Below are 26,788 nucleotides of genomic sequence, written 5' to 3' on the forward strand. Positions count from 1 at the left end.
TCAAAATGGATAGTGGCGCGGAGTCGTCTGCACCGTGATCCAGCGCAGTTCGGTGAACTCGCGCACACCGGCCATGCCGCCAAAGCGGCCGTAGCCCGAACTTTTCACGCCGCCAAAAGGCATCTGGCCTTCGTCATGCACCGTGGGTCCGTTGACGTGGCAGATGCCCGACTCGATGCGCGCCGCCACATTCCACGCCTTGGCCACATCACGGCTGAACACGGCGGACGACAGGCCGAACTCATTGTCGTTGGCGCAGGCAATCGCTTCTTCCACGCCGTTCACGCGCACCACAGGCTTGACGGGGCCAAACGACTCCTCGCGGTAGATCTGCATCTCGGCGGTCACATGGTCGAGCACGGTGGCCTGCATCAGCGTGCTGTCGCTCTTGCCGCCACACACCAGTTTTGCACCCTTGGCCAGCGCGTCGTCGATCATGGCGTTGCAGCGGTGCACGGTGGCCATGTCCACCACCGATCCCAGCACTACCGGGCCCTTGCGCGGGTCGCCCAGGGGCAGGGATTGGGCGCGTGCGCCCAACTTGGCCACGAACTCGTCGGCCACGGCGTTGTCCACGATGATGCGTTCAGTGGACATGCAGATCTGGCCCGAGTTGGCGAAGGCACCAAACACCGTTCCTGCCACGGCGGCGTCGATGTCGGCATCATCCAGCACTAGCAGCGGGGCCTTGCCGCCCAGCTCCAGCACCACGGGCTTGAGGTACTTGGCACAGGTTTGCGCAATGATGCGGCCCACCTTAGTGGAGCCAGTGAAGTTGATGCGGCGCGCCGCAGGGTGAGCCACGATGGCCTCGACCACGGCGCCTGCATCCGCCGGTGCGTTGGTCACAAAGTTCACCACGCCTGCGGGTAAGCCGGCCTCCTGCAGCGCCTCGATGATGAGGCCGTGCGTCGCGGGGCACAGCTCAGAGCCTTTCAGGATCACCGTGTTGCCGCAGGCCAGCGGCGTGGCGATGGCACGCACACCCAGGATGACCGGTGCGTTCCACGGCGCAATGCCCAGCACCACGCCAGCCGCCTGGCGCACGCCCATGGCCAGGCTGCCGGGTACGTCGGACGGGATTACCTCGCCCGCAATCTGTGTGGTGAGTGCAGCGGCTTCTTGCAGCAGACCAGCGGCCAGGTGCACATTGAATCCTGCCCACATGCCGGAGGCGCCGGTCTCGGCCGCCATGGCCACCGCAAAGTCAGCTGTCCTGGCTTCGAGCGCGTGGGCGGCTTTGAGCAGCAGCGCGCGGCGCGCGTTGGGCCCCAGGGCGGACCAGGCGGGGAAGGCCTTGGCAGCGGCGTCGGCCGCAGCCACGGCATCGGCCACGGTGGCGGCGGGTGCGGTGGTGGCGACCGATCCGTCCAGAGGGTTGCGGCGCTCAAACGTGGCGCCGCCGGTGGCTTGCACGCGCTCGCCGTTGATCAGCATGGAAATGGCAGTCATTGAAAGCTCCTGAAAAAGAACAGATGAAAAAAGGGGGAGAGGAGGTATTCAGGCCACGCCCAGGTAGGCCTGCCGTACCACGTCGGACTTCAGCAAATCAGAGGCTTCGCCAGAGGCCACGATGCGTCCGCGCTCCAGCACATAGCCGCGTTGCGCAATCTGCAGCGCCTTGCGCACGTTCTGCTCCACCATGAGCACGGTGACGCCCTGCGCGGCAATGCGCTGCACGATGGCAAGCAGTTCATCGACCATTCGCGGCGCCAGGCCCAGCGATGGTTCGTCCAGCATCAACAGGCGTGGGCCGCTCATCATGGCGCGGGCCACGGCCACCATCTGCTGCTCGCCACCGCTCATGGTGCCGGCGAGCTGTGTGGCGCGTTCCTTGAGACGGGGAAAGTCTTCAAACGCTTGATGCAACCGCTCGGCGCGTACCCGCGAGGGCACCAGCCAGCCGCCCAGCTCAAGGTTCTCGGTCACAGTCATCTGTGGGAAGAGCTGGCGGCCCTCGGCAACCAGCGCCAGGCCGCGTTGCACGCAGGCGGTGGCGTTCATCGCAGGCACGGCCTGGCCGTCGAGTTGCACAGTGCCCTGGCGAGGCAGCAGGCCCGCCAGGGCCTTGAGCAGCGTGGTCTTGCCCGCGCCGTTGGGGCCAACGATCACGGTGATGCCGGGCACGGCCTCCAGCGTCAGGTCCTGCAGCACCTGAAAGCCGTGGTAGCCCGTGGTCAGGTTCTGTACGGTGAGGTGGGCGCCGCTCATGCCGTGACCCCTTGTTCGGTGTGTTCTGCGTGGTCTTTGGTGTGGGCCATCTCGTCACCCAGATAGGCCTCGATCACGTGCGGGTCGCGCACCACCTCGGCGGGCGTGCCGTCAGCAATCTTGCGGCCCTGGTGCAGCACCAGCACGCGCTCCACATACTTGAGCAGCGTGGTCACCGCGTGCTCGATCCACACCACCGTCAGGCCATAGTCGTCGCGCAGTCTGCGGATGCGCTGGGCCATGGCGTCCACTTCGGATTCGGTGAGGCCCGCGGCCACCTCGTCGAGCAGCAACAGGCGTGGGCGCGTGCCCAGGGCCATGCCGATCTCCAGCAGGCGCTGCTGCGATGGCGTCACGTCGGCGGCGGGGCGGTCGGCCAGGTGTGCCAGGCCCAGCATGGCCAGGATTTCTTCTTCGCTGCGCAGCCCCTCGGGCCCCTGGCGGTGGCGGCCTGCGAACTGCATGCCAAAGCGCACGTTGTCGCGCACCGTCATGTCGGGGAATACGCGCGGCGTCTGGAAGGTGCGCGCAATGCCGTGGGCCGCATAGTGGTGCGGGCCCTTGCCAGTCAGGTTGTCGGCACCACAGTGCAGCGTGCCCGAGGTAGGCGGTTGCACGCCCGAGATGGCGTTGAAAAACGTGGTCTTGCCCGCACCGTTGGGGCCGATGATGCCGATCAGCTCGCCCGTGTGCAGCGTGGCGCTCACGCCGTCCACGGCAGTCAGGCCGCCAAAGCGCACGGTCACGCTGTCAATGGTCAAAAGTGCTTCAGCCATGGTGCGCCTCCGCAGCAGGCTTGCGCCGTTGCCACAGCGTGGCCAGGCCATTGGGCAAGTACATCACGCACAGAATCAGCAGCAGGCCCAGCACCATCATGTAGCCGTAAGGCAGCTGCAGGCGCAGGGCTTCGGCCAACAGGCTGAACACGATGGCTGCGAGGATGGGGCCGCCAATGCTGGTCGCGCCGCCAATCAGCGCGATCAGCACCGTCTGGAAGCCGATGAAGGGGCTGAACACCGCTGCGGGCTCGATGTACGTCCAGCGCACGGCCATGGCCGCGCCCACGGCGCCTGCAAAGGCGGCGGTGATGCCAAAGCCCGCGATCTTGGCCAGGCGCGTGTCCACCCCAAGCGTCTGCGCGCGTTGCTCGTCGGCGCCAATGCCGGAGAGCGCCAGACCAAAGCGGCTGCGCTGGACGGCGATGGCGGTGGCAATGGCACCCGCCGCGATCAGCAACACCGTGACGTACACCGTTTCATTGCTGGGCACCTCCGTGAGCACGCGGCCCACGGTGCCGGAGACCTGCTTTTCGACAAAAGTCACCGCGTGGCGGATCAGCTCGGTCATGCCGAAGGTCAGCACAGCAAAGTAGGTGCCGCGCAGGTGCAGCACGGCGGCGCCCATGACCACGGCCACCACGGTGGCGATCAGAGCGCCGGCCAGGATGACCAGGGGCCAGGGCAACACTGCCAGCAGGGTGGCGCTGGTGTAGGCGCCGATACCAAAGAAGGCCGAGGTAGCCAGCGAGAGGTAGCGCGTGGCACCGCAGAACAACGACCAGCTGGTGGCCAGCGCGATGTACATCAGGCAGCTGAGCAGCACCGAGGTGGCGAACTCGGACACCAGCCAGGGCAAGATGGCGACCACGGCCACCCCCGCTGCCAGTGCGAGCCAGGGCTTGTTGGAATGGAGGAGTTTCATTTCTTGCTAAACAAACCGTTGGGGCGCCAGATCAGCACGCCGATGAATACCGCGTAACTCAGCAGCATCTTGAGAGACGGGCTGCTGAAATGCATACCCAGCGCCTCGACCACGCCGAGCAGCAGACCACCGGCCAGACTGCCTGCCAGGCTGCCAAAGCCGCCCAGCGTGATCACGATCAGCGCCGTTACGGTGTAGGGCTCACCCATCGATGGGGAGATCTCGTAGGTCATCGACAGCAGCGCCCCCGCCACGCCCGACAGGCCCAGGCCAATGCCAAACATCATGGGATGCAGGCGCCGGGTGTTGATGCCCACCAACTGCGCGCCCGTGGGCGACTGCATCAGTGCCCGCACGGCCTTGCCCAGCAGCGTGAGCTTGAGCAGCGCGATCAGCGCGGCCGACAACGCCAGCGCCACGCCAAACAGCACCAGCTTGTTTTCAGTGAAGCGCATGCCCGCAATCTGCACCGGTTCGGCCAGGTATTCATACCCGCGCAGGTCACCGCCCCAGATCAACAGGGCGGTGTTCTGCACCAGGAACATCAGGCCAAAGCCCACCATGAGGCTGCGCGCCTCAAACACGTCCACGTTGGGCGCGCGCGCCGCCAGGCGCTTGAAGCACAGCGCATGCACCACCACGCCCAGCACAAACAGTGCGACGAAAGCCAGCGGCATGAGCAGCAAGGGCGAGATGCCCCACAGGGTGTGCGCCGACCAGGTGAGGAACGCGCCCAGCATCAGGAACTCGCCATGCGAGATGTTCATGATGCGCATCAGCCCGTACTGCAGGTTCAGGCCCATGGCCACCAGCGCATAGATGCCGCCGGTAATGAGGCCACTGGCGACCAGTTCGGCCCAGGAAGTCAGAGACACTTTGTTATTTCCAGGCTGGTTTCGCGGTGTTCAACTGCGCCGTGGCACGGTCCTTGGGCCACACGACTTCGAAGTCGCTGCCCTGCCACTGGCTCACCGTGCCGGGGATGGACGCGTTCTCGCTGCCCTGGAACCGGATGCCGCCCAGGATGGTTTGGAACTCGTTCTTGGCGATGTGTTCGCGCAGCGCCTTGCGGTCCAGCCCCGCCTTTTCCACGGCCTGTTGCAGGATCTGCAAGCCTGCCCAGGCGTGGCCGCTGGCCCAGCGGTCGGGCTCCTTGTTGAACTTCTTCACGTGGGCGTCGAAGTACGCCTTGGCCTCGGGGCTGGTTTTCACGCTCCACGAGCCCATGCCGATCACGCCCTCGGTGTTGGCGGCCATCACGTTCTTGTAGAGCTGGAAGGCCGTGCCCACCGAAGCGTAGAAGAACTTGGGATTCAGCCCCACCTCGCGCGCCTGGCGGCTGGCCAGGATGGTGTCGGGCGGGTAGGTGATGCCGATGAAGGCGTCGGGGTTCTGGTCCTTGATGCCGCGCAGCACGGGGGCCAGGTCCTTTACGCCCAGCGGGTAGCTCTTGCGCTCCAGCACCTGGATGCTGGTCTTCTTGAGTGCGTTGTTCAGCGCGGCGAAGTTCTCCAGGCCAAACAGGTCGTCCATGTAGACGATGGCAATGGTCTTGACGTTGTTGGCCACCAGCATGTCCACCAGCGCGCCCATCATCTTGTCGGGCTGCTGCAGCAGCGAGAAGAAGTAGGGCAGGTTCATGTCGATCAGCTTGCGCGACAACGCCGTGGGCGCCAGCAGCGGGTAGCCGAAGCGATTGGCCAGCGGTGCGATCGCGAAGTTGGCACCCGAACCCCAGGGCGGCAGGATCAGGTCCACCTTGTCGCTGCCCATGAGTTTTTCGTAGGTGCGCACGCAGGTTTCGGTCTCGCTGCGGTCGTCGTAGCCGATGAGTTCGATGGGGCGCTTGGTGCCTTTGATGGAGAGGCCGCCTGCTGCGTTGACCTGTTCGGCCCACAGCAGGTAGTTGGGCTCTTGGCTGACTTGGGCACCGGCCGCCCAGGGGCCCGTGCGTGCGATGGCGTAGCCGATGCGCACGGGGCTGGCGCTACTGCCTTGGGCCCACAGCTGCGGGGCCACGGCCAGGGTGCCAACCGCGGCGGCGGCTCCTTTGATCCACTGGCGCTTGGATGGTTGATGCTGTGTCATGGGTTGTCTCCTCGGATGGGGCCTGCGTGGTGCACGCCGTGCTGGGAATCGTAGGCAGACGCGTTCGTGCGCGCTGCGCTCAGCGTGCACAAAACGCTTGCCCCAGCGTGCAGGTGGCAGCGGGTTTACCCGGATTTCCCTCAGTGGCACGGGATACCTGGGCGCCGGATAATTCAGCCGCATAACCATCAGGTTTGCGCAACCCCCGCACTGGAGACACCATGGCCCATCCCCTGACCGAGGTATCCACCGACGCCGTGCCTGCGCGCGACCGCCTGCACCTCTGGGGCGATGCGGTGTGGCGCCTGATTGGCGGGCTGGAGTCCGACGCGTTTGGTGACGATGCCTTTGCAGGCCACATCACCTCGGGCCAGGCGGGCTATGTGAACCTGTGCCAGCTGGACGTGAGCCGGCATCGCGTGGTGCGCACCCCCAGCCTCATCCGGGGCAGCGACCGGGCTTACATCAAGGTGGTGGCGCAGCTGGAGGGGCGCGCGTGCTTTGAGCAGAACGGCCGCCAGGTATGGTTGTCGCCGGGTGAGTGGAGCGTGTACGACACCACACGCGCCTACGCCGTGAGCAACCCCGAGGCCGTGCGCCAGATGGTGCTGATGATCCCCAAGGAACAACTGCCCGAGCGCAAGCTCAAGCTCGATGACCTGATGGTGCAGCGCTTCTCGGGTACATCCGGCGTGTCGCGCCTGGCATGGGACACCATGCGTGCCGCCTTCGCCGAGCTGCCCACCATGTCAGACGCCGCCGCCGATGGCGTGGCCGATGTGATCACGCACCTGGTGCAGCTGTCGCTGCTGGAGCGCAACGGCCAGCAGAGCCTGCTGTCGCAGCGCGAGGCCCTGCGCGACCGCATCAGCCAGTACATCGACCGCCACCTGGGCGACCCGGACCTCACCATCGACCGCATGGCTCAGGCCCTTAACTGCAGCAAGCGGCACCTGTACAACGCGGTGGCCGACGATGAGGAAACCCTGGCCGCCATGATCCAGCGCCGCCGTCTGGAGGCCTGCCTGCGCGACCTGCGCCACCCGGCGCATGCACAGCGCTCGGTCACGGATATTGCGCTGTCCTGGGGTTTCAGCAACAGCGCGCATTTCAGCCGCGCGTTTCGCGCGCATGTGGGGTGCAGTCCCAGCGAGTACCGGGCCCGGGCCTTTGCGCCGGTGGTGCTGCTGCGCGACGAGTCGCTGCGCGCACACTGAGCGCCACCCTGGCCAACTTGCGTGTCGGTCCATCTGTGCGGTGCCGAACGCTCACCTGTTTTACGCACACGCTGCATCAACATGCGGTGGCGTGACCTTTGCCTTGCATCAATTCTTTACGTGGGCTTGACCCTGTGGGTACCTTGTGGGCGCAATCGCTGCTCACAATGGGGTTTTCCCTTGCGTAGCCATTGCCATGCGTTTTCTCCCACCTGCCTCTCCAGGCGCACCCACCGCCCGCGCAACGCGATCTTCGCGCGCTGTGCCTTGGAGGAACGCGGCCTTGACTTTGTGTGTGCTGGCAACCATCGGGTGCGCCAGCCTGGCACCCTCCGATGGGGCATTGCCCGTGGTGGCCGTTCCCCAGGTCTGGTCTGCAGGGGGCAACGGCACCGCGCAAGGTGTTGCGGCCACGTCTTTGGCCCAGTGGTGGCTGCGATTTGACGATCCTTTGCTTACTAAGCTGATCGAGCAATCGTTGCACGCCAACACCAGCGTGCGCACCGCCCAGGCTGCGCTGCGGCAAGCGCGTGCCCAGGTGGATGTGCAATCGGCCGGCCTGCTGCCCAGTGTGGGCGCATCGGCCTCGGCGCAGCGCAGCCGGGCTAGCAACAACACGGGCAATACTTTTCAGGCTGGTTTTGATGCGAGCTGGGAGCCCGATGTGTTTGGCCGCCTGCGCAGCGGCGTGAACGCCAGCGAGGCTGACGCCCGCGCGGCCGAGTCCAGCCTGGCTGACGTTCAGGTGTCGCTGGCGGCCGAGGTGGCCGTCAACTACATCGAGCTGCGCGGGCTGCAGCAGCGCCTGATCATTGCGCGTAGCAACCTGGCTAGCCAGCAAGAGACCCTGCAGATTACGCAGTGGCGCCTGCAGGCCGGGCTGACCACCTCGCTCGTCACCGAGCAGGCCCGTGCAGCCGCAGAGCAGACCGCTGCGCAGATCCCCTCGCTCGAAGCCAGCCTGGCGCAGTCGCGCTACAGCCTGGCCGTGCTGACCGGCCAGGTGCCTGGCGCGCTAGACACTGCCCTGGCCGCCAGCGCACCCGTTCCGCAGCCGAATGCAGAACTGGCGTTGGCGATCCCAGCCGAGACGCTGCGCCAGCGCCCCGATGTGCGTGCGGCCGAGCAGCGCATTGCTGCTGCCCTGGCGCGCGTGTCGCAGGCCGACGCCGCGCGCTACCCCAGTTTTTCCCTCGGTGGGTCGCTGGGCCTGCGCGCCCTCACGCTGGGCGCGTTGTCGGGTGGCAGTGCGGTGACCAGCGCCTTGCTGGGCAGTGTGTCCATTCCACTGCTGGACGGCGGCGCCGCACGCGCCCAGGTGCGTGTGCAGTCTGCTGCGGTGGAGCAGGCCCGCGTGGCGTACGAGACGACGGTGCTCACGGCCCTGCAGGACGTGGAGAACGCGCTGGTGGCCCTGCGCGGCGATCGCGAGCGGCTCACGCGCTTGGTGGCCGCCGCGGACGCAGCCAACAACGCGGCGTTGCTGGCGCAGCAGCGCTACAGCAGTGGCCTCATCGACTTTCAGGCCGTGCTGGAGACGCAACGCACGCTGTTGTCCACGCAAGAGAGCGTGGCCATCACTACCGCTGCCGTCGCGGCAGACCAGGTGCGCCTGTACAAGGCGCTGGGCGGCGGCTGGGCCGTAGCCGAATAGATGCGAAGCCCTTCTACACGCTCGCCCCATAGACCGCCAGCTCCCTATTTTCTGATTCACTTCCCATGCCAAACACCGACACCTCAGCTTCTTCTACGCCCGCCAAAGCCGCCCCAGCCGATCTGAGTGCCTTGCTGGGCGCCGACCGTCCGCGCCGCTGGTGGCAGCGCACCTCGCTGTGGCTGGGAGTGGTGGCATTGCTGGTGGTGGGGGGCGGTGTCTACGCCTGGCAGTCGCGCCAGAGCGCCAGCACTGCACCCACCTACGTCACCGAAGAGCTACGCCGGGGCAATCTCACCCTCACCGTGTCGGCCAACGGAACGCTGCAGCCCACGCGCTCAGTCACCATTGGCAGCGAGCTGTCGGGCACGGTGCGCAAGGTGCTGGTAGACGTGAACGACAAGGTGAAGAAGGGGCAGTTGCTGGTAGAGCTGGACACTGCCAAGCTCGAATCTCAGGTGCTGCGCTCACGCGCCTCGCTGGCGTCGGCGCAGGCCCGGCTGGCCCAGGCTGCGGCCACCACCAAGGAGGCCGTTGCCAACTTTGGCCGGCTCGAAGAAGTCGCCCGCCTGTCAGGCGGCAAGGTGCCATCGGCCTCCGAGCTGGACGCAGGCCGCGCCACGCTCGACCGCGCCCGCGCCGACGAAACCAGCGCGCGGGCGACGGTGGAAGACGCACGCGCCGCGCTGTCTACCGATGAGACCAACCTGTCCAAGGCCTCCATCCGCTCGCCCATCGACGGTGTGGTGCTGACCCGCACGGTGGAGCCTGGCAACGCCGTGGCCGCATCGCTGCAAGCAGTGACGCTGTTCACCGTGGCCGAAGACCTCACGCGGCTGCGGCTGGATGTGAGCGTGGACGAGGCCGATGTGGGTTCTGTCAAGGTGGGGCAGGACGCGAGCTTTACGGTCAGCGCTTATCCCTCGCGCCGCTACCCGGCCCAGGTCACGCGCGTGTCGTTTGGCTCCACCAAGACGGACAACGTGGTCACCTACATCACCTGGCTGGAAGTGAACAACGGTGACATGAGCCTGCGCCCCGGCATGACGGCGGCGGCCACCATCACCTCCACCGAGCGCAAGGATGTACTGCTGGTGCCCAACACGGCGCTGCGCTTCACGCCTGCGCAGGCCGCAGGGGCCGATGCGAAACCCGGGGCGAGTGGCGCCAAGCCCGGCGCATCGGGCAGCGGCAGCGGCGGCGGCAGCGGCGGCGGCATCATGTCGCAGCTCATGCCCCGCATGCCACGGTCTGGCTCGGGCCCACGCAAGCCGGGTGCTGGGGGTGAGGCAGGCGATGGCGCGGGCAAGACGCGGCAGGTGTGGGTGCTGCAGGACGGTGCCGCCAAGCCCATCGATGTGCAGGTGGGCATCAGCGATGGCCGCCACACCGAGGTCACGGGCGAGGGCCTCACGCCCGGCATGGCCGTGATCACCGACCAGCGCGCGGCCGGGGCCAAGCCATGAGCGTGGCGGGCGACACCCCCATCATCCGCCTGCGTGGCGTGACCAAGGTCTATGGCGAAGGGGCGCTGGCCTTTCAGGCGCTCAAGGGCGTGGACTTGGACATTGCGCAGGGCGACTTTGTGGCCATCATGGGCCCCAGTGGCTCGGGCAAGTCCACCGCCATGAACACGCTGGGCTGCCTGGACCGGCCCACCACGGGCGAATACCTGTTCAAGGGCGTGCATGTGGAGTCGCTCTCGCGGGACGAACGGGCACGGCTGCGGCGGCGCTACTTTGGCTTTGTGTTCCAGGGCTTCAACTTGCTCGCGCGCACCTCGGCGCAAGAGAACGTGGAGCTGCCCTTGCTGTACCGGGGCGAGTCGGCAACCGCACGCCACGCTGCGGCCGCGCGTGCGCTGGATGCGGTGGGTCTGAAGGGCTGGGAACACCACACCCCCGCCGAGCTTTCGGGCGGGCAACAGCAGCGCGTGGCCATTGCGCGCGCCATCGTCACCGAGCCCGATGTGCTGCTGGCAGACGAGCCCACCGGCAACCTCGACACCCAACGCAGCTACGAGATCATGGAGCTGCTGTGGCGCCTGAATGTGGACCATGGCATCACCGTGCTGATGGTCACCCACGAGCCCGACATGGCGCAGTACGCGCGGCGCATCGTGCGCTTTGTGGATGGTGTGGTGGACAGTGACGCGCCCAACCCGCACCCCAAGGGCCTGGGCGCGGGTGCGGTATCGACCGGACCCGCGGTGATCAGTTCGGACGCAGGAGGCCACTGATGCTGCTTAACACCTTGCTGCTGGCGTTGCGCTCCATCCGGCGCAACCTCATGCGCTCCTTCCTCACCATCCTGGGCATCGTGATCGGCGTGAGCGCGGTGATCACCATGGTCACATTGGGCAATGGCGCCACGCTCGCCATCCAGAACCAGATCTCGGGCCTGGGCACCAACCTGCTACAGGTGCGCCCCGGCCAGCGCATGGGGCCAGGTGGGGGCTCGGGCGCGCCAGCCTTCAAGGACACCGATGCCGACATGATCGCCCAGCAGATCGGTGGCATCCTGGCCGTTGCGCCCGAGGCGCGCGCTGCCGCCACGGCGGTGGTGGGCGGGCGCAACTGGACGACCAGTGTGATCGGCAGCACCAACGCCTGGCTGGAGACCGGCAACTGGACCGTGCGCACTGGCCGCGTCTTTACCGACGCTGAATTGCGCGCGGGTGCCGCCGTCTGCCTGATCGGCGAGACCGTGCGGCGCGAGCTGTTTGGCACGGCCGATGCCGTGGGCGGCCAGCTGCGCGTGAAGGCTTTTTCGTGCGAGGTGGTGGGCGTACTCGCGTCCAAAGGGCAGGGCGCTTTTGGCAATGACCAGGACGACACCGTGCTGGTGCCTTTGCGCACGCTGCAGCGCCGCGTGACGGGCAACACGCGCGTGAACACGCTGCTGGTGTCCATGAAGGACGGCAGCGACCCCGAGCGTGTGAAGGCCAGCCTCACGCAACTGCTGCGCGAGTTGCGCAAGCTGTCGGACTCGGACGAAGACAACTTCAATGTGCTCGACACCAAGCAGCTGGCCGACACGCTCTCTGGCACCACCAAGGTGCTGACCACGCTGCTGGGCGCCGTGGCGGCCGTGAGCCTGCTGGTGGGCGGCATCGGCATCATGAACATCATGCTGGTGAGCGTGACCGAGCGCACGCGCGAGATCGGCCTGCGCCTGGCCATCGGCGCGCTGGAGCGCGAGGTGCTGCTGCAGTTTTTGATCGAGGCCGTAGTGCTGGCGGCACTGGGCGGGCTCATCGGCATCGTGCTGGCCACGGGCGCATCGCTTGCGCTGTCGGCGCTGATGGGCGTGCCCTACCTGTTCAACCCCGGGGTGAATCTGCTGTCGTTCGTGTTCTCGGCCGGTATTGGAGTGGTGTTCGGCTACTTCCCGGCACGGCGCGCGGCGCGCATGGACCCCATCGATGCGCTGCGGCATGAGTAAAGCGGGGCGAGTGGGGTTATTTTGCTGTCTGACGTGAAGCCTCTGGGGAATATTTGGCAGGCGCTAAGGACCCTCTGCACGAATCAACGCGCCGTGTGCATCTGCGGACTCGGGTGGGCTGCGGTGTTGCAAGTACTCGCAATAGCTGCAGCTATTGCTGCGGCTATTGCTGCGTTTTGCGCCTGGCAGTCCACTCCTATCCGCAGGACCCACTTACCGCCCGATTCGTGCAACGGATCCCTAGAGAATGCAATCACCCTGGATTTCTGCCGCCTTGTCGTCCGCAGCCAGGGGCGCGCAGTTGTCGGCCAGGCAGACGCGGTTGCGGCCGCTTGTTTTGGCTTGGTACAGGGCTTTGTCAGCGCTGGCCACCAGCGCATTGGCCCGAAACGGCCCGCTGCTCCATGTGGCCGCGCCGATGCTGACGGTGATTGGAACGGCCGTTTGTTGCCAGCGAAAGGGTGTGCCCAGCACCGCCAATCGCATTTGCTCGCCCATTCGCTGTGCACCTGCCAGTGAGGTGTCGGGCAGGAGTACCAGAAACTCTTCGCCGCCCCACCGCGCCACCAGGTCGGTGGCGCGGGCACGGTCTTTGAGCAACCCGGCCAGTGTTTGCAGCACATGGTCACCCGCAGCGTGGCCGTGCTGGTCGTTGACCTTTTTGAAAAAGTCGATATCGACCATCAGCGCAGACAGCGGTGTGCCGTACCGCTGCGCGCGCAGGGCTTCATGGGCCATGAAGTCGTCGGCCGCGCGACGGTTGGGCAGCTTGGTGAGGGCGTCATGTGTGGCCGCCTGGCTGAGCTTACGCTGCAGTTTGTAGAGCACCAGCCCTACGAGCGCCAGGGCCATGCTCAATGACAGGAACAGCCAGGACAGGGCGCCCAGCATGCCGATAGATTGGTCGAGGCGGTCGCTCTGTATCACGCGTTCCGGCTCCAACATCACGACGACGGCGCGCAGTGCGAGCAGCGTACTGCCGATGACCGAAGGGGCGCTTAGCATTGGACCCAGCAGGCGCGGTGCATGTGGGCTCTCCTCGCGAATGCAGCGCAGCAGGGTCACTGCGGTCCAGACGCAGAGGGTGCCGGCGACCAGCGACGACGTTGCCATGCGCCAGGCAGACTGTTCGTGCGCTACCCACATCCATTGAGCGAGGCCGGAGAGGGACAATACTGCGAGGAATACCTTGTCTGGTGGGCGATGCCCCATCAAGAGGTACAGGCCTCGCACCTGCAACACGAAGGCCGCAACAAACAGCATGTTGTCGATTGCGTGTACCGGAAAATCTGGCCAGCGCCCGCTGTTGAGGTACAAGAAGAAGGCCATTCCCTGCAGCAATGCAAAACCTGCCCAGTGTGCGGTAGCACGGCGCATGGAAGGCAGTAGGGCCGCCGTAAGCAGCCATCCCAGTGCAGCGAAGCATTCGAGAAGAATACCCACCAGCAAGGTGGCATGGACGGCAGAGAGATGTTCCAGTGAGGCCATGGCAGTCTGGGGAAAGGATGGCACCCAAGGCCCGGGCCCTTACTTATTCACCCTGGCAATCCATCCATCAGGTGGCACAGGAGGCCGCCAGTCTATCCCACAGTGACGCAGCAGCCGGGGGGTGGGATAGGGGCGTTTCAATAAGCAGTGTAGATGCAGTAACCGCTTGAAGCGCAAGCATTTCAAGAGGTTGTTGCTAACAAATAATTCGCGAAAAGGACGGATGAGCCTCCAGGTCAGTGGACCACCAGCTGCACTGACTTGTTGACCGGCTCCAGGCGGACCAGCGTGAGGGTCAGCACACCGTTTTCCAGCTTGGCGGTGCTGGCGTTGGCATCGATCTCGGTGGGCAGTTCCCATGCGCGCTGCACCTTGCGCGGTGCGCCTTCCACGCTTTGCACCTGCACCACCTGGCCTTCAATGCTGATCGAGAGCTGCTCTCGGGCCAGGCCGGGTACATCCAGCTGCAGGGTGGTGGCCTTTTCGTCCTGCGTCACGGTGCAGCCTGTGGCAGGTGCTGCGGCAGGCTGTGCCAGCGCGCCCATCAGAAAACGCTGCAGCGCCAGGTCGGCGGAACGTGGGGCTTGGGAATAAGCGGCGCGGCGGATCACGGGGGCGAAGATCATGGGTAACTCCTATACACTGCGCGGCTCTCGACGTGGTCGCCGCATGGAAGAGAGGTGTGTGCGGCCACGCCGCATTTCAAGGGAAAAATGCCATGAATAAATTGCAATCTGTGGGCTTGAAATCAGGCGCAGCGGCATTACGTCGCACCGTTTGGGCGGCGGCATTGGCCTTTGCAGGCGCCGTGGCGTTGGCGCCTGCTGCGCAAGCGCAGGCGCCGGCCCCCGCAGGCTTGGCCCAGGCCAAGCCGGTCAAGCTGGCGCTCATCGAAAGCCTCTCGGGCCCGTTCGCCAATACCGGTGAGGCCGTGTACCGCAACATCTACTGGGCCATGGAGCGCGTGAACGCACGCGGCGGCGTGCAGCTGCCTGCCAGCAGCGGCGGCCCCCGCCCGCTGGTGCTGGAGCGCTACGACAGCAAGGGCCAGAACGAAGAGGCCTTGTCCGCCCTGCGCGCGGCGATTGACGATGGCGCGCAGGTCATCTTGCAGGGCAATTCGTCGTCCACTGCGGCCGTGCTGATCGAGGCCATCAACAAGCACAACGAGCGCGAGCCGAACAAGCGCGTGCTGTTCCTCAACTACTCGGCGGTGGACCCCATCCTCACCAACGAGAAGTGCAGCTTCTGGCACTTCCGCTTTGATGCCCATGCCGACATGCGCATGGCCGCGCTGATGGAGGTGATGCGCGGGGACAAGGCCTTAAAGAGCGTGTACCTCATCGGCCAGGACTACAGCTTTGGCCAGGCCGTGCTGCGCGAGGCCAAGAAGCAACTGGCTGCCCAGCGCCCCGACGTGGCCGTGGTGGGCGAAGAGCTGCACCCCATCGGCCGCGTGAAGGACTTTGCGCCTTATGCCGTCAAGATCAAGACCAGCGGCGCGCAGGCCGTGGTCACCGGCAACTGGGGCAACGACCTCACGCTGCTGGTCAAGGCCGCGCGCGACGTGGGCTACGAGGGCAGCTTCTACACCTTCTACGGCAATGCGCTGGGCGCTCCCGCCGCGCTTGGCGACGCTGGCATCGGCAAGGTGGTGGCCGTTGCCGACTGGTTGCCCAACGTGCCCGGTGCGCAGAGCGAGGCGTTCTACCAGTCCTTCCGCACGCGCTTTCCCAAGCCGCAGGACGACTACGTGCACATGCGCATGCAGCTGATGGTGGAGGCCCTTGCCCAGTCCATCGAGCGTGCAGGCAGCACCGACGTGGTGGCCGTCGCGCGCCAGATGGAGTCGGCCAACGTGCAACTGGCCGGCCAGGGTGGATCCATGCGCGCGGCAGACCACCAGTTCCAGCAGGCCCTGGCTGTGGGCGTGATGGACAAGAAAGGCGCGCCCGGCGTGAAGTTCGACGTGGAAGGCTCGGGCTATGGCTTCCGCGTGGTGCGGCAGATTGCAGCGGCCAAGGCGCAGCAGCCGCACAGCTGCCAGATGCAGCGCTATTGATGCGTGGATTCGCCCCGGGAGGCCGGGGCGATGGCGCTCAGCGCCGGATGCGGTGGCCGGTCTTGAACACCCACCGCACCACGGCGAGGCACAGGGCCATGAACACTAAGGTCATGCTGGTGCTTACCGCGATGTGCACGTCGGCGTGACCATAGAACGCCCACCGCAGCCCGCTGATGAGATAGACCACCGGGTTGAACAACGAGACGGTCTGCCAGAACGGCGGCAGCATGCTGATGCTGTAAAACGCCCCGCCCAGAAAGGTGAGCGGCGTGATCACCAGCAGCGGGATCACCTGCAGCTTTTGAAAGCTGTCCGCCCACAGGCCAATGAGGAAGCCGAACAGGCAGAACGTGACGGCAGTGAGCACCAGAAAGCCCACCATCCACACGGGGTGCGCCACCTCGTACGGAACGAACACCCGGGCGGTGGACAGGATGAGCACCGACACCAGCAGCGACTTGCTGGCCGCCGCGCCCACGTAGCCCAGCAGCACCTCCACCCAGTTGACCGGCGCGCTCAGCAGCTCGTAGATGGTGCCCGACCACTTGGGCATGTAGATGCCGAAGGCCGAGTTGGAAATGCTCTCGGAGAGCAGCGACAGCATGAGCAGGCCAGGGATGATGTAGGCGCCATAGCTCACCCCGCCGATGTCGCCCATGCGCGAGCCGATGGCAGAGCCGAAGACGATGAAGTACAGCGCGGTGGTGAGCACGGGCGCAATGAGGCTCTGCATCCAGGTGCGGAAGGCGCGGTTCATTTCGAAGCGGTAGATGGCGCGCACGCCATGCAGGTTCACACCGGTCATGCTGGGATCGCTTTCTGGGGCGAAGGGGTTGTGACCTTGCCCTTGTGAACCAGGCTGACGAAGATGTCTTCGAGCGAGCTTTCGCTGGAGTGCAGGTCCTTGAAGTCGATGCCGTGCTCGGCCAGGGCGCGCAACAGGGCGGCGATGCCGGTGTCTTCCTGCTGCGTGTCGAAGGTATAGGTCAGGACGGTGCCACCCTGGCTCAGTGCCAGGGGCCATCGGGTGAGCGATGCGGGCACCTGCTCCATGGGCTGTTGGAGCGTGATGGCCAGCGCTTTCTTGCCCAGCTTGCGCATCAGCACGGCCTTGTCTTCCACCACGATCAATTCGCCCTTGCGGATCACGCCGATGCGGTCGGCCATGTCCTCGGCTTCTTCCAGGTAGTGGGTGGTCAGGATGATGGTGGTGCCCGCGTCACGCAGTTCCCGCACCAGGCGCCACATGTCGTGGCGCAGCTCCACATCCACGCCGGCGCTGGGCTCGTCCAGGAACAAGATCTTGGGCTCGTGCGACAGCGCCTTGGCGATCAGCACGCGGCGTTTCATGCCGCCCGACAGCGCGAGGATCTTGTTGTCCTTCTTGTCCCACAGCGACAGGTCCTTGAGGATTTTCTCGATGTACGCGGGGTTGGGGGCCTTGCCGAAAAGCCCCCGGCTGAAGTTCACCGTGGCCCACACCGTCTCGAACGAGTCGGTGTGCAGCTCCTGGGGCACCAGGCCAATGGCAGCGCGGGCTGCGCGGTAGTCGCGCACCGTGTCGTGCCCATCGGCCGTGACGGACCCCGCCGTGGCATTGCTCATGCCGCAAATCACGCTGATCAGCGTGGTCTTGCCCGCGCCATTGGGCCCCAGCAGGGCAAAGATCTCGCCGCGCCGGATGTCCAGGTCGATGTTCTTGAGTGCCTGAAAGCCGCCGGCGTAGGTTTTGCTCAGGCCGCGTACACGGACGATGGCGTCCGTGTCGGGTGCTGGAGAAGGTGATGCAGGCATTGGGAGGGTTCTCTGGGAGGGCCAGGGCGTTCCGCCGTGGCCGGGCCGCTGTGCAAGCGGTCAAAGCCGGGCATTGTGGACTGACTTGCACAAGTGTGCTGGGCGGGGGCTCCGAGCCCGCAGAAACCCCCGGGTTGCGCCGTTCGGCGAGTGGTTCGCAGCGGTGGGGCAGCGGTCAGCGCGCCGCCGCCACCTCTCGCCCCAGCTCGATGACGGCCATGGCGTAGTAGCTCGACCAGTTGTAGCGCGTGATGGCGTAGAAGTTTTCGGTGCCTGCCACGTAGCTGGGCGCATCGTTGCCGTTTTGCAGTTCCACCAGCGCCAGCGGGCCCGTGTGCTGCACGCCCTGGGCATCCAGCACAGCGCCCTTGGCCAACATGCTGGCGGCACTGAAGGTGGGCAGGATGTCGGGGGCGAGCAGGTCGTCCAGCTGCAGGCGCGCATTGTCGAACTGCACCCCAAAGTGCGTGGGCATGCCAGGCGTCCAGCCGTGGCCCCGGAAGTAGTTGGCCACCGAGCCAATGGCGTCGGCCGGGCTCTTGAACAGGTCCACGCGGCCGTCGCCATCAAAGTCCACCGCATAGCGCACCCAGCTCGATGGCATGAACTGGCCCAGGCCCATGGCGCCGGCATAGCTGCCGCGTGGCTCGAACGGGTCGGTGTTGCTGCGGTTGGTGAGGCTCAGGAACTGCTCCAGCTCGCGGCGGAAGAATTCGGTGCGCTCCTTGGCGCGCGGGTGGGCGGAGGGAAAGTCGAACGCCAGGGTGGCCAGCGCGTCCATCACACGGAAGGTACCCATCTGCTGGCCGTAGATGGTCTCCACCCCGATGATGCCCACGATTATCTCGGCGGGCACACCAAACTCGCGCTCGGCACGCTCCAGCGTGGACTGGTTCTCCTGCCAGAACCGCACGCCCGCGCGGATGCGGATGGGATCGATGAACCGGCTGCGGTACACGCGCCAGTTCTTGGCCGTGCCCTTGGCGGGCGGCAGCATGAGGCGGGGGACCTGCGGCAAAAAGTGCGCCTGCCCAATGGCCTGGCGCACCCATTCACGGTCCAGGTCGCGGCGCGCGGCCAGGTCGTCGGCAAAGTCCATGGCCTCAGGGCGCGATGCGTAGAGCTCCGGGGCCTTGGCACTGGCCCGCCCCTGGTGGGCCTGGCCGGCTTTGGCATGTGCCTTCTGGGCCGCCGGTTTGGGTTGATTTTCGGGCTTTGCGCTAGCGGGTAATGCACAGGCAGCTATCAAAAATATAGCTGTCGTGGTCCATGGTGCTGTCTTCTTCATGTCAATGGTTGTAGCTTTGTAGGGCCCGGTGCTTTGAAACTGACGCGCCCTGTGACCAGGGATGCCGAGCAAGGGCCGCCCCGCAGCGAGGGCATCGTCCCCCTTCCCGCGCAAAGCGCGAGAGAAGGGGGAAGCGGCGCAGCCGCTCAGGGGGATGATTCACTGCTTTGGCCAGGCAATGCTCCGAAACTCCCGCCGCAAATCGCCCAGGGCGGCCTCGGGGTGGGAAGCGTAGCGCACGCGTTCCAGCCGCAGCAGCCAGTCGGCCACGGCCGCAGCGGGTGCGCCGAATTGTGCCTGTACCCGCTCGGCCATGGCCCGTGGCGGAAGGGTGTCGGGCACCACCAGCCCGGCACGGGCCAGGCGCTGGCGCGCGCGGGCCAGCAGGCGCAGCCAGGGGTCGTGCTGGCTGCGCTCCCACAGGCTCCAGCCCATGCCTCCGAGGGCTGCCACGATGATCAGGATGCCCAGCACCATGGTGAGGTCCTGCCAGCTGGGCGACTCAAAGCCCAGAGACTTGAGCAGGTCCAGCTGGCGGCTTTGCGTGTAGTTGAGCACCCACTGGTTCCAGCTGTTGTTGACGGCCTCCCACACGGCGCGCAGGTTCTGCGCGACGCCTGGGCTGATCACCGTGCCCATGGCGGTGGCAAACGCCCCTTGGGGGGCGCGCAGCCGCTGGAAGGCCCCGGTGCGACCGGGCGACACGGCACCCGTGGGGTCCACCCGCACCCAGCCCCGGCCGGAGAGCCAGACTTCGGCCCAGGCGTGGGCGTCGCTCTGGCGCACGGTCCATAGGCCATCCACAGGGTTGCGGTCGCCGCCCTGGTAGCCGGTGACGATGCGGGCCGGGATGTCGAGCGCACGCATCAGCACCACAAAGGCCGAGGCGATGTGTTCACAAAACCCTTCCTTGCGGTCAAACCAGAACTCGTCGGCCGTGTGTTGGCCGTACACGCCGGGCTCCAGCGTGTACACATATCCGCCGGTGCGCAGGAGGTTCAGGGCGGCATTGACCAGGGCCTCGGCGTTGTCTTGCGCGGGGTTGGGGTTGAGCCGGGGGTCGTTGCGCAGCTGCTGGGCCAGCGCCAGCGTGCGGGGGTTGAAGCCCGTGGGCAGCTCGGTGTAGGTGCGCAGGCCGACGGTGAGTGCGCTGGGGCCATGGGCAAACTGCGTGTAGCTCTCGGCCTTGTAGCGCACCACATCGGTGACTGCGCGGCTGGTCAGCCACTGCAAGTCCTGCGTCATGAAGGTCTCCATGCCTGCCACGGCGGGCTTGTCCACCGCAGCGTCCAGCAGCAGCAGCCAGGGGCGCTGGTGGGGCTCCAGCGTCACTTCATACCGCACGGGCTGCCCTTGCACGCGCAGGTTGGCCGCAGTGCTGGCCCGCGCCGGCGAAAAATCACCGGGGCGGGGCGACACCGGGTGCCATTCGACACCGTCGAACGTGCCAAACACCGGGCCGCGGAAGTACAGGTCGCTCTGCGATGGCGCGGCGCCGCCAGGGGTGTCAAACCGCACGCGCATGGCGACGGTGTCGTCCAGCGCCAGCTCGGCAATGTTGCCCACCTTCATCACACCCGACAGGCCGCTGCGCCCGCTCATCGTGTCGCTGGGCATGCCCCACAGGGGCGCCATGCGTGGGAACAGCATGAACAGGGCCGCCATGATGGGCGCGCCCAGCAGCGCCATGGTGCCTGCCGTGCGCAGTGCCTGCGACAGCGGTGGCCGCCCCACGGGCATGTGGGCATTGACCAGCGCCGTGAGCAGCCCCAGCAGCGCCACCAGCATGGCGGCCGCCGTGAACAGCGACTGCGAGAAAAAGAAGTTGCTGAGCATCGTGAAGAAGCCCAGGAAGAAGACCACCAGTGCATCACGCCGTGCGCGCAGTTCCAGCATCTTGAGCGCCAGCAGCATCACGATCAGCGTCACCCCTGCATCGCGGCCCAGGATGGTGCGGTGGGTGTACAGCGTGCCCGCCACCGCGATCACCAGCGGAACGGCCAGCACCCAGCGCGTCGGCAGCGGGCGGCCCTTGAAGGCCAGCCAGCCGCGCCACAGCATCAGTCCGGCCGCCAGCAGGCTCGCCCATACAGGCAACACGTTGACCTGCGGGGCGATGACCCACGCAATCACAACGAGCAGGAACAGCGTATCGCGCGCGTCGCGCGGCAGTGCGTTGAGCGTCTGGCGCAGGGTCATGGCTGCGCGGTGGAACGGGGGGGGATGGATTTCATGGCGCTATTTATTTGATAGCTATTCGGGCAATATGAATATGCGCTTGGAGCCGATAGGGGTCAAATTCGGCAGGAATGGGCAGTGGCAGGTCAACACAGGGCCAACGCCTCCAGGCAGCGGCGGCGGTGGGCGGCCCCCGTGTCAGGCGCGATTTCGGTGCCGGGCAGGCGCAGGCCATAGTCCAGGCCCAGGCGGTCGGCTTGCAGCACCCAGGCCGTCAGGCGCGACACGCGTGCCTCATGGTTGGGCAAGGCGGCGTGGGCCAGGTCCAGCCACAGCTCGTGCCGCTGGGCCTGTTGCGCGTCACGGCTCACCAGGTCGTCGGTGCCGGTGGCCAGCGACTTCGCCGCCTTCTTCCAGACCACCAGTTTGAGCGGGTCGCCCCGCCGGTAGGCCCGCACGCCGTCGAATTCGCCAATGCCCTGCGACGGCGCGTTGCCCGTGCCCCCTGCGCGGGGCTCGCCCGGCGGCAGGGGTTGTGGCGGCACCTCGGGCGCGGGGTACACCAGCACCTCGGCAGCGGGCCGCCAGTAGGTCCACACGCGGAAGGTGCCCAGCGGAAACCGCGTTTCGGCCGTCAGTGTGGGCACGCGGTGCAGCCCCCGGCGCCCGGGCTGGAAGGCTACCTGCACGCTGGCCTGGCCCTGGGCGGGCACATCGGTCCAGGCCCAGTGGTGTTCGGCCTTGCCGATGCCGTGCACGGCCAGGGCAATGCCATACCGCGGCGACTTGCGATCACTGGACAGCTGGATCTCAAACGCCGTGCTGGTGCCCAGAAAATGTGGCTCGGGTGCCTTCAGGTGCAGCGTCAGTCCGCGCAGGTTGGCGTGGCAGATGTGCATGCCCACCACCGCGCTGCCTGCCAGCAAGAAGGTCAGCAGGTAGCCCAGGTTGAGCTGGTAGTTGATGGAGGCCACCAGCAGGACAACGAGCGTGAGTGCCAGCATCCAGCCCGAGCTGGTGGGCAGGATATAGACATTGCGCTGGGTAAGCTGTAGCGTGTCGGACAGCGGCAGGCGTGCCTGCCACCAGCGCTGGAAGCGTCTGCGAAGGCGCGCCACGGGGCTGAGCCGCGCGGCCAGGCCGCGCCAGCCCGTGGTCGTTGTGAGGGAAGGGGGGGCGGCGGATTCCATCGGTCAGGGCAGCGGCACGGCATCCACCATCGCGCGCACCTGCTCGACCGCGCCGCGCCCGGCGTCGCCCACGGGTACCAGGCGGTGGGCAATGGTTTGCGGCAGCACGGCCTGCACATCGTCAGGGGCCACATAGTCGCGCCCGCTGATGAGCGCTTGGGCCTTGGCGGCGCGCAGCATGGCAATGCCCGCGCGGGGCGACAGGCCCTGCAAGAACCAGCGGCCCGAGCGGGTGGCGGCGATCAGGTCTTGCACGTAGTTGAGCAGGGGATCTGCGGTGTGCACGGCCTGCACCTGGCGCTGCAGCTCGGCCAATTCGTCGGCGGACAGCAGGGGCAGCAGGCTGCTCACCATGTCGCGCCGGTCGGCCCCCGACAGCAGCAGGCGCTCGGCGGCGCGGTCGGGGTAGCCGATGGAGATGCGCATCAAGAAGCGGTCAAGCTGCGACTCGGGCAGCGCAAAGGTGCCCAGCTGGTCGTGCGGGTTCTGGGTGGCGATCACAAAGAAAGGGTGGGGCAGGGCGCGGGTTTCGCCCTCGACCGACACCTGCTTTTCCTCCATTGCTTCCAGCAGGGCGCTTTGCGTCTTGGGGCTCGCGCGGTTGATTTCGTCGGCCAGCAGCACCTGGGCAAACACCGGGCCGGGGTGGAACACAAAGGCTTCCTTGCCACGTTCGTACACCGACACGCCGGTCAGGTCGCTGGGCATCAGGTCGGCGGTGAACTGGACGCGCGAAAACTGCAGCCCAAAGGTGTGGGACAAAGCGTGCGCCAGTGTGGTCTTGCCCACACCCGGCACGTCTTCAATGAGCAGGTGCCCCCCCGCCAGCAGGCAGGCCACGCAGTCCTGAACCTGGGCCTTTTTACCCACGATCACCGTGTTAAGCTGATCCAGAAGCGATTTGATCTTGTGCTGTGCATTCATGGCACGACGTTATCCGAAAAACTGCAAAAAATGCGAGACGCGGGGACAAGACTGTGAGCAAGACGGGCTATTTCACCCACCGGGATTGTTGGAAACACGAGATGGGCCCGGGCCACCCCGAATGCCCCGAGCGGCTGGATGCGATTGAAGACCGTTTGCTGGTCACCGGCGTGGGTGACGCGCTGGAGCGCTACGAAGCCCCCGAAGCCTCCCTGGCCGACATCGAACTGGCCCATGGCCGCATGCACATAGCCGCCTTGCGTGGCATGTCGGACCGGCTCAACGAAGAACTGATGGCCGGCGGCCCCAGCTATGCGCAGATCGACACTGACACCTCCATCAACGCCCACACCTGGAAGGCCTCGCTGCGCGCCGCGGGTGCCGCGCTGGCAGCCACCGACGCGGTGATGGCGGGCGAGGTCGAAAATGCCTTCTGCTCTGTGCGCCCCCCGGGGCACCATGCCTGCCGCGACAAGGCCATGGGTTTTTGCTTTTTCAACAATGTGGCGGTAGCGGTGAAATATGCGCTGCAGCGCTACAACCTGCAGCGCGTGGCGGTGGTGGACTTTGACGTGCACCATGGCAACGGCACGGAGGACATCCTCGCCAATGACCCGCGGGCGCTGATGGTCAGCATCTTCCAGCACCCGTTCTACCCCTACAGCGGCGACCACGATCCTGCCCCCAACATGGTCAATGTGCCCGTGCCCGCCTACACGCGCGGCATGGACATCCGCGAGATCATCGAGATGATGTGGATGCCCCGGCTGGAGGCCTTCAAGCCCGAGATGATCTTTGTGAGCGCTGGTTTTGACGGTCACCGCGAGGACGACATGGGCCAGCTGGGCCTGACCGAGCAGGACTACACCTGGATCACCCAGCGCGTGAAAGACGTGGCCCGCCGTTACGCAAAAGGCCGCATTGTGTCGTGCCTGGAGGGCGGCTACGTGATGGGGCCGCTGGCGCGCAGCGTGGAGGCGCATCTGCGCGTTCTGGCGGATTTGTGACTATCCCCCTGAGCCGCTGCCCGGCGGCCTGCTCCGGGGCTGCACCGGTTTTGGCCGTGGGTGCGCTCCGGTCAGGTACGAGAGAGTAAAGACATGACGATTTCAAACGCAGATTCCTTGCTGGAAGTGATACGCGATCCACGTGGCGTGGTCACCCTGACCCTGAACGACCCTGCGCGCTTCAATGCGCTGGGCAGCGAGATGCTCACGGCACTTCAGCAGGCGCTGGACGAAGCAGGCCGCGACGAATCGGTGCGTGTGGTGGTGCTGGCCGCTGCTGGCAAGGCGTTTTGCGCGGGCCACAACCTCAAGGACATGGCTGCGAATCCGGAGCTTGCGTACTACCAAAAGCTCTTTGCCCAGTGCAGTCGCATGATGCTGACCATCCACAAGCTCAGCGTGCCGGTCATCGCGCGGGTGCAGGGCATGGCGACGGCCGCCGGTTGCCAGCTGGTGGCGCAGTGCGATCTGGCCGTGGCGGCTAACAGCGCGAGTTTTGCCACCAGCGGTATCCACTACGGCCTGTTCTGCGCCACGCCCAGCGTACCCCTGGTGCGCAACGTACCTGCCAAGCGCGCTATGGAAATGTTGCTCACGGGCGATTTCATCGATGCACCGACCGCGCTGGCGCAAGGGCTGGTGAACCGGGTGGTGCCTGCGGATGTTCTGGATGCCGAGGTCGAGCAACTGGTGCAGTCCATTCTGCAAAAGCCGCGCGTGGCCGTGGCTATGGGCAAGGCGCTGGTGTACCAGCAGCGTGAGCTGGGCATGGATGCCGCCTATCAGCTGGCGGGCCAGACCATGGCCACCAACATGATGGATGCCGCCGCCCAGGAAGGCGCCCGCGCCTTTGCCGAGAAGCGCCAGCCCGCCTGGAAGCGTTGAGGTCTCGCACGATGGACAAGGCAATGCTCGACGACGTAGGCCTGTGGGTGCAGGCCTTTCTCAGCCCCACGGTGCTGGTGGAGCTGGCGGCCCTTGCGGTCTGCGTGGGGCTGGCCTGGGGACTGGTAGCGCTGTTGCAGCGGGGCCTGCGCCGGGGGGACCCCCGCTCCATCCTGTTTGGTTTGCGGATCGTGGATGGCGCGCTGTTCCCTTTGGTGTTGCTGAGTCTGGCCTACATCGCGCGCACGCTGCTGCACCACTGGGTGGCGCTGGCCGCTTTCAAGGTCGCAATCCCGGTGCTGGTGGCGCTAGTGGTCATTCGCATCGGCGTGAAGGTGCTGCAGGTGGCCTATCCGGACGCTGCCTGGGTGCGGCCTATCGAGCGCTCCATCTCCTGGATGGCCTGGCTGGGCATGGTGCTGTGGGTCACCGGGCTGCTGCCGCTGGTGCTCGACGAACTGGACCAGATCCACTGGAAGGTGGGCGGGGCCACGCTGTCGGTGCGCACCATCATCGAAGGTGCGGTCACTGCGGGTGCGGTGTTGCTGATTGCCTTGTGGATCTCGGCGGCCATCGAGTCGCGCCTGCTGCGCTCGGCCACGGGTGCCGAGCTGTCGCTGCGCAAGGCGGTGAGCAATGCGGTACGGGCGCTGCTCGTGTTCGTGGGGTTGCTGGTGGCCTTGTCGTCGGTGGGCATCGACCTGACTGCGCTGTCGGTGCTGGGCGGTGCAGTCGGCGTGGGCATTGGCTTTGGCCTGCAGAAGCTGGCGGCCAACTATGTGAGCGGTTTTGTGATCCTGGCCGAGCGCAGCATGCGCATTGGCGACAACGTCAAACTCGATACGTTCGAGGGGCGCATCACGCAGATCAATGCCCGCTACACCGTCATTCGATCGCCCTCGGGGCGCGAATCCATCGTGCCCAACGAACTTTTGATCACCCAGCGGGTGGAAAACCTGTCGCTGTCTGACCCGCGCGTGTGGATGTCCACCGTGGTCAGCGTGGCCTATGAGAGCGATGTGGACCAGGTGGCCCAACTGCTGACTAATGCCGCCCTGGTCAGCCCGCGTGTGCTGCGTGACCCGGCCCCCAGCGCCGCGCTGTCGGCCTTCGGTGCCGACGGGCTGGAGTTCACCGTGGGCTTCTGGATTGCGGACCCTGAAAACGGGTCGCTGGGACTGCGCTCGGACATCAACCGGGCCATCCTGAGTGCGCTGCGGGCCCACCAGATCGAAATCCCTTACCCCCAGCGGGTCATGCATGTCCAGGTCGATGGCGCAGTCCCTGCAGCGATGTCGCCTGCCGGGGCGCCCGCGCCAGCACCGGCTTCGGCGGGCTGATCCAGTTGCAGGGTGATACCCCGGCGGGGGCCCGGTAGCGCAGGCGACAGCAAACTCTAGACACTGGCCGGGTTCACTCGCCTATAATTCACAAAAAGCACGATCGTTCTTTTTTGTGATTGTGCAGTCTGTGTGGTGGCTCCGTAGCGCTTTCGCTGCAGTGCGACATAGAATGTTCTAGTTTACGTAAACGTCAATTCAATCAACTCTCTAGGAGCCGCAGCAATGAAGGTCTTGGTCCCTGTCAAGCGCGTGGTGGACTACAACGTGAAGGTCCGCGTGAAGTCGGACAACACGGGTGTGGACATCGCCAA

The 26,788-nt window shown here is 66.0% G+C and carries 23 protein-coding genes and 1 pseudogene; 10 read left to right on the top strand and 14 right to left on the bottom strand.

Features of this window, described 5'->3' with window-relative positions; all coding sequences use genetic code 11:
* From AC1Q64_RS22085 to AC1Q64_RS22110, 6 genes are read right to left on the bottom strand one after another with little or no spacing between them, the layout of a single operon-like run.
* A complete protein-coding gene (locus tag AC1Q64_RS22085; protein WP_492252841.1) occupies positions 1-1,452 on the bottom strand; it encodes an aldehyde dehydrogenase in 1,452 nt (483 codons plus the stop codon).
* A 48-nt stretch (positions 1,453-1,500) separates the two neighbouring features.
* Positions 1,501-2,211 carry an ABC transporter ATP-binding protein gene (locus AC1Q64_RS22090; RefSeq protein WP_492252842.1) on the bottom strand — a complete coding sequence of 237 codons (711 nt, stop codon included), beginning with the start codon at positions 2,209-2,211 and terminating at the stop codon, positions 1,501-1,503.
* Positions 2,208-2,987, bottom strand: a complete 780-nt coding sequence (locus AC1Q64_RS22095) for an ABC transporter ATP-binding protein (RefSeq protein WP_492252843.1) — start codon at positions 2,985-2,987, stop codon at positions 2,208-2,210. Before AC1Q64_RS22095 ends, AC1Q64_RS22090 begins: the two co-directional genes overlap by 4 nt.
* Positions 2,980-3,912 carry a branched-chain amino acid ABC transporter permease gene (locus tag AC1Q64_RS22100; RefSeq protein ID WP_492252844.1) on the bottom strand — a complete coding sequence of 311 codons (933 nt, stop codon included), beginning with the start codon at positions 3,910-3,912 and terminating at the stop codon, positions 2,980-2,982. Before AC1Q64_RS22100 ends, AC1Q64_RS22095 begins: the two co-directional genes overlap by 8 nt.
* On the bottom strand, positions 3,909-4,787 hold the full coding sequence (locus tag AC1Q64_RS22105; protein ID WP_291436503.1) for a branched-chain amino acid ABC transporter permease: 879 nt from the start codon (positions 4,785-4,787) through the stop codon (positions 3,909-3,911). Before AC1Q64_RS22105 ends, AC1Q64_RS22100 begins: the two co-directional genes overlap by 4 nt.
* Positions 4,788-4,791: 4 nt before the next feature.
* Positions 4,792-6,000 (bottom strand): amino acid ABC transporter substrate-binding protein, encoded by a 1,209-nt coding sequence (locus AC1Q64_RS22110; RefSeq protein ID WP_492252845.1) that lies wholly within the window; start codon positions 5,998-6,000, stop codon positions 4,792-4,794.
* Positions 6,001-6,221: 221 nt separating this feature from the next.
* On the opposite strand from AC1Q64_RS22110, the gene AC1Q64_RS22115 reads away from it, so the two are divergent.
* The 5 genes from AC1Q64_RS22115 to AC1Q64_RS22135 all read left to right on the top strand — a co-directional run bounded on the left by AC1Q64_RS22115 (position 6,222) and on the right by AC1Q64_RS22135 (position 12,315).
* Complete coding sequence (locus AC1Q64_RS22115; RefSeq protein WP_291436499.1) at positions 6,222-7,217, top strand: AraC-like ligand-binding domain-containing protein; 996 nt, start codon at positions 6,222-6,224, stop codon at positions 7,215-7,217.
* Between the two features lie 295 nt (positions 7,218-7,512).
* The gene (locus AC1Q64_RS22120) at positions 7,513-8,871 is read left to right on the top strand and encodes an efflux transporter outer membrane subunit (RefSeq protein WP_492252846.1); all 1,359 of its coding nucleotides are present in this window, start codon (positions 7,513-7,515) and stop codon (positions 8,869-8,871) included.
* Between the two features lie 65 nt (positions 8,872-8,936).
* Positions 8,937-10,337, top strand: a complete 1,401-nt coding sequence (locus AC1Q64_RS22125) for an efflux RND transporter periplasmic adaptor subunit (RefSeq protein WP_492252847.1) — start codon at positions 8,937-8,939, stop codon at positions 10,335-10,337.
* Positions 10,334-11,110: an ABC transporter ATP-binding protein gene (locus tag AC1Q64_RS22130; protein ID WP_492252848.1), complete on the top strand. Its 777-nt coding sequence runs from the start codon at positions 10,334-10,336 to the stop codon at positions 11,108-11,110. The genes AC1Q64_RS22125 and AC1Q64_RS22130 overlap by 4 nt, the downstream gene beginning before the upstream one ends.
* Positions 11,110-12,315: an ABC transporter permease gene (locus AC1Q64_RS22135; protein ID WP_492252849.1), complete on the top strand. Its 1,206-nt coding sequence runs from the start codon at positions 11,110-11,112 to the stop codon at positions 12,313-12,315. The genes AC1Q64_RS22130 and AC1Q64_RS22135 overlap by 1 nt, the downstream gene beginning before the upstream one ends.
* A gap of 240 nt (positions 12,316-12,555) precedes the next feature.
* Here the strand turns inward: AC1Q64_RS22135 and AC1Q64_RS22140 are convergent, their stop codons facing one another.
* Both AC1Q64_RS22140 and AC1Q64_RS22145 read right to left on the bottom strand, forming a co-directional pair.
* Positions 12,556-13,803 (bottom strand): GGDEF domain-containing protein, encoded by a 1,248-nt coding sequence (locus AC1Q64_RS22140; protein ID WP_492252850.1) that lies wholly within the window; start codon positions 13,801-13,803, stop codon positions 12,556-12,558.
* A gap of 236 nt (positions 13,804-14,039) precedes the next feature.
* A complete protein-coding gene (locus AC1Q64_RS22145) occupies positions 14,040-14,429 on the bottom strand; it encodes an Hsp20/alpha crystallin family protein (protein WP_291436488.1) in 390 nt (129 codons plus the stop codon).
* Positions 14,430-14,521: 92 nt separating this feature from the next.
* Here AC1Q64_RS22145 and AC1Q64_RS22150 point away from each other — a divergent pair, with 92 nt between their 5' ends.
* Positions 14,522-15,865 carry a branched-chain amino acid ABC transporter substrate-binding protein gene (locus tag AC1Q64_RS22150; RefSeq protein ID WP_492252851.1) on the top strand — a complete coding sequence of 448 codons (1,344 nt, stop codon included), beginning with the start codon at positions 14,522-14,524 and terminating at the stop codon, positions 15,863-15,865.
* 37 nt (positions 15,866-15,902) lie between these two features.
* Here AC1Q64_RS22150 and AC1Q64_RS22155 read toward each other — a convergent pair whose 3' ends face one another.
* From AC1Q64_RS22155 to AC1Q64_RS22180, 6 genes are all read right to left on the bottom strand, one after another.
* Positions 15,903-16,664, bottom strand: coding sequence for an ABC transporter permease (locus tag AC1Q64_RS22155; RefSeq protein ID WP_056744038.1), 762 nt, complete (start codon positions 16,662-16,664; stop codon positions 15,903-15,905).
* A gap of 5 nt (positions 16,665-16,669) precedes the next feature.
* Positions 16,670-17,662 carry an ABC transporter ATP-binding protein gene (locus tag AC1Q64_RS22160; RefSeq protein WP_492252852.1) on the bottom strand — a complete coding sequence of 331 codons (993 nt, stop codon included), beginning with the start codon at positions 17,660-17,662 and terminating at the stop codon, positions 16,670-16,672.
* A gap of 175 nt (positions 17,663-17,837) precedes the next feature.
* Positions 17,838-18,950, bottom strand: coding sequence for a lytic murein transglycosylase B (gene mltB, locus AC1Q64_RS22165; protein WP_492252853.1), 1,113 nt, complete (start codon positions 18,948-18,950; stop codon positions 17,838-17,840).
* 159 nt (positions 18,951-19,109) lie between these two features.
* Positions 19,110-21,149, bottom strand: a complete 2,040-nt coding sequence (locus AC1Q64_RS22170) for a transglutaminase TgpA family protein (protein ID WP_492252854.1) — start codon at positions 21,147-21,149, stop codon at positions 19,110-19,112.
* Between the two features lie 125 nt (positions 21,150-21,274).
* The gene (locus AC1Q64_RS22175; protein WP_492252855.1) at positions 21,275-22,318 is read right to left on the bottom strand and encodes a DUF58 domain-containing protein; all 1,044 of its coding nucleotides are present in this window, start codon (positions 22,316-22,318) and stop codon (positions 21,275-21,277) included.
* A gap of 3 nt (positions 22,319-22,321) precedes the next feature.
* Positions 22,322-23,242 (bottom strand): AAA family ATPase, encoded by a 921-nt coding sequence (locus AC1Q64_RS22180; protein ID WP_056058381.1) that lies wholly within the window; start codon positions 23,240-23,242, stop codon positions 22,322-22,324.
* 101 nt (positions 23,243-23,343) lie between these two features.
* On the opposite strand from AC1Q64_RS22180, the gene AC1Q64_RS22185 reads away from it, so the two are divergent.
* The 4 genes and pseudogenes from AC1Q64_RS22185 to AC1Q64_RS22200 all read left to right on the top strand — a co-directional run.
* Positions 23,344-24,249 (top strand): histone deacetylase family protein, encoded by a 906-nt coding sequence (locus AC1Q64_RS22185; RefSeq protein WP_492252856.1) that lies wholly within the window; start codon positions 23,344-23,346, stop codon positions 24,247-24,249.
* Between the two features lie 93 nt (positions 24,250-24,342).
* Entirely contained in the window at positions 24,343-25,134 is a 792-nt protein-coding gene (locus tag AC1Q64_RS22190; protein WP_492252857.1) for an enoyl-CoA hydratase, read from the top strand.
* Between the two features lie 11 nt (positions 25,135-25,145).
* Positions 25,146-26,474 carry a mechanosensitive ion channel family protein gene (locus AC1Q64_RS22195; protein ID WP_492252858.1) on the top strand — a complete coding sequence of 443 codons (1,329 nt, stop codon included), beginning with the start codon at positions 25,146-25,148 and terminating at the stop codon, positions 26,472-26,474.
* Between the two features lie 225 nt (positions 26,475-26,699).
* Positions 26,700-26,788: pseudogene (locus AC1Q64_RS22200) on the top strand (electron transfer flavoprotein subunit beta/FixA family protein); the annotation flags it as partial.

The sequence above is a fragment of the Acidovorax sp. GW835-FHT14G06 genome (assembly GCF_058793595.1).

Excerpts from the sequence above, each read along its gene's own strand:
- AC1Q64_RS22110 (WP_492252845.1), bottom strand. The coding sequence starts at position 6,000 with ATGACACAGCATCAACCATCCAAGCGCCAGTGGATCAAAGGAGCCGCC.
- AC1Q64_RS22085 (WP_492252841.1), bottom strand. The coding sequence starts at position 1,452 with ATGACTGCCATTTCCATGCTGATCAACGGCGAGCGCGTGCAAGCCACC.
- AC1Q64_RS22115 (WP_291436499.1), top strand. The coding sequence starts at position 6,222 with ATGGCCCATCCCCTGACCGAGGTATCCACCGACGCCGTGCCTGCGCGC.
- AC1Q64_RS22125 (WP_492252847.1), top strand. The coding sequence starts at position 8,937 with ATGCCAAACACCGACACCTCAGCTTCTTCTACGCCCGCCAAAGCCGCC.
- AC1Q64_RS22160 (WP_492252852.1), bottom strand. The coding sequence starts at position 17,662 with ATGCCTGCATCACCTTCTCCAGCACCCGACACGGACGCCATCGTCCGT.
- AC1Q64_RS22095 (WP_492252843.1), bottom strand. The coding sequence starts at position 2,987 with ATGGCTGAAGCACTTTTGACCATTGACAGCGTGACCGTGCGCTTTGGC.
- AC1Q64_RS22140 (WP_492252850.1), bottom strand. The coding sequence starts at position 13,803 with ATGGCCTCACTGGAACATCTCTCTGCCGTCCATGCCACCTTGCTGGTG.
- AC1Q64_RS22135 (WP_492252849.1), top strand. The coding sequence starts at position 11,110 with ATGCTGCTTAACACCTTGCTGCTGGCGTTGCGCTCCATCCGGCGCAAC.
- AC1Q64_RS22090 (WP_492252842.1), bottom strand. The coding sequence starts at position 2,211 with ATGAGCGGCGCCCACCTCACCGTACAGAACCTGACCACGGGCTACCAC.
- AC1Q64_RS22190 (WP_492252857.1), top strand. The coding sequence starts at position 24,343 with ATGACGATTTCAAACGCAGATTCCTTGCTGGAAGTGATACGCGATCCA.
- mltB (WP_492252853.1), bottom strand. The coding sequence starts at position 18,950 with ATGAAGAAGACAGCACCATGGACCACGACAGCTATATTTTTGATAGCT.
- AC1Q64_RS22175 (WP_492252855.1), bottom strand. The coding sequence starts at position 22,318 with ATGGAATCCGCCGCCCCCCCTTCCCTCACAACGACCACGGGCTGGCGC.
- AC1Q64_RS22195 (WP_492252858.1), top strand. The coding sequence starts at position 25,146 with ATGGACAAGGCAATGCTCGACGACGTAGGCCTGTGGGTGCAGGCCTTT.
- AC1Q64_RS22170 (WP_492252854.1), bottom strand. The coding sequence starts at position 21,149 with ATGACCCTGCGCCAGACGCTCAACGCACTGCCGCGCGACGCGCGCGAT.
- AC1Q64_RS22100 (WP_492252844.1), bottom strand. The coding sequence starts at position 3,912 with ATGAAACTCCTCCATTCCAACAAGCCCTGGCTCGCACTGGCAGCGGGG.
- AC1Q64_RS22130 (WP_492252848.1), top strand. The coding sequence starts at position 10,334 with ATGAGCGTGGCGGGCGACACCCCCATCATCCGCCTGCGTGGCGTGACC.
- AC1Q64_RS22185 (WP_492252856.1), top strand. The coding sequence starts at position 23,344 with ATGGGCCCGGGCCACCCCGAATGCCCCGAGCGGCTGGATGCGATTGAA.
- AC1Q64_RS22145 (WP_291436488.1), bottom strand. The coding sequence starts at position 14,429 with ATGATCTTCGCCCCCGTGATCCGCCGCGCCGCTTATTCCCAAGCCCCA.
- AC1Q64_RS22180 (WP_056058381.1), bottom strand. The coding sequence starts at position 23,242 with ATGAATGCACAGCACAAGATCAAATCGCTTCTGGATCAGCTTAACACG.
- AC1Q64_RS22150 (WP_492252851.1), top strand. The coding sequence starts at position 14,522 with ATGAATAAATTGCAATCTGTGGGCTTGAAATCAGGCGCAGCGGCATTA.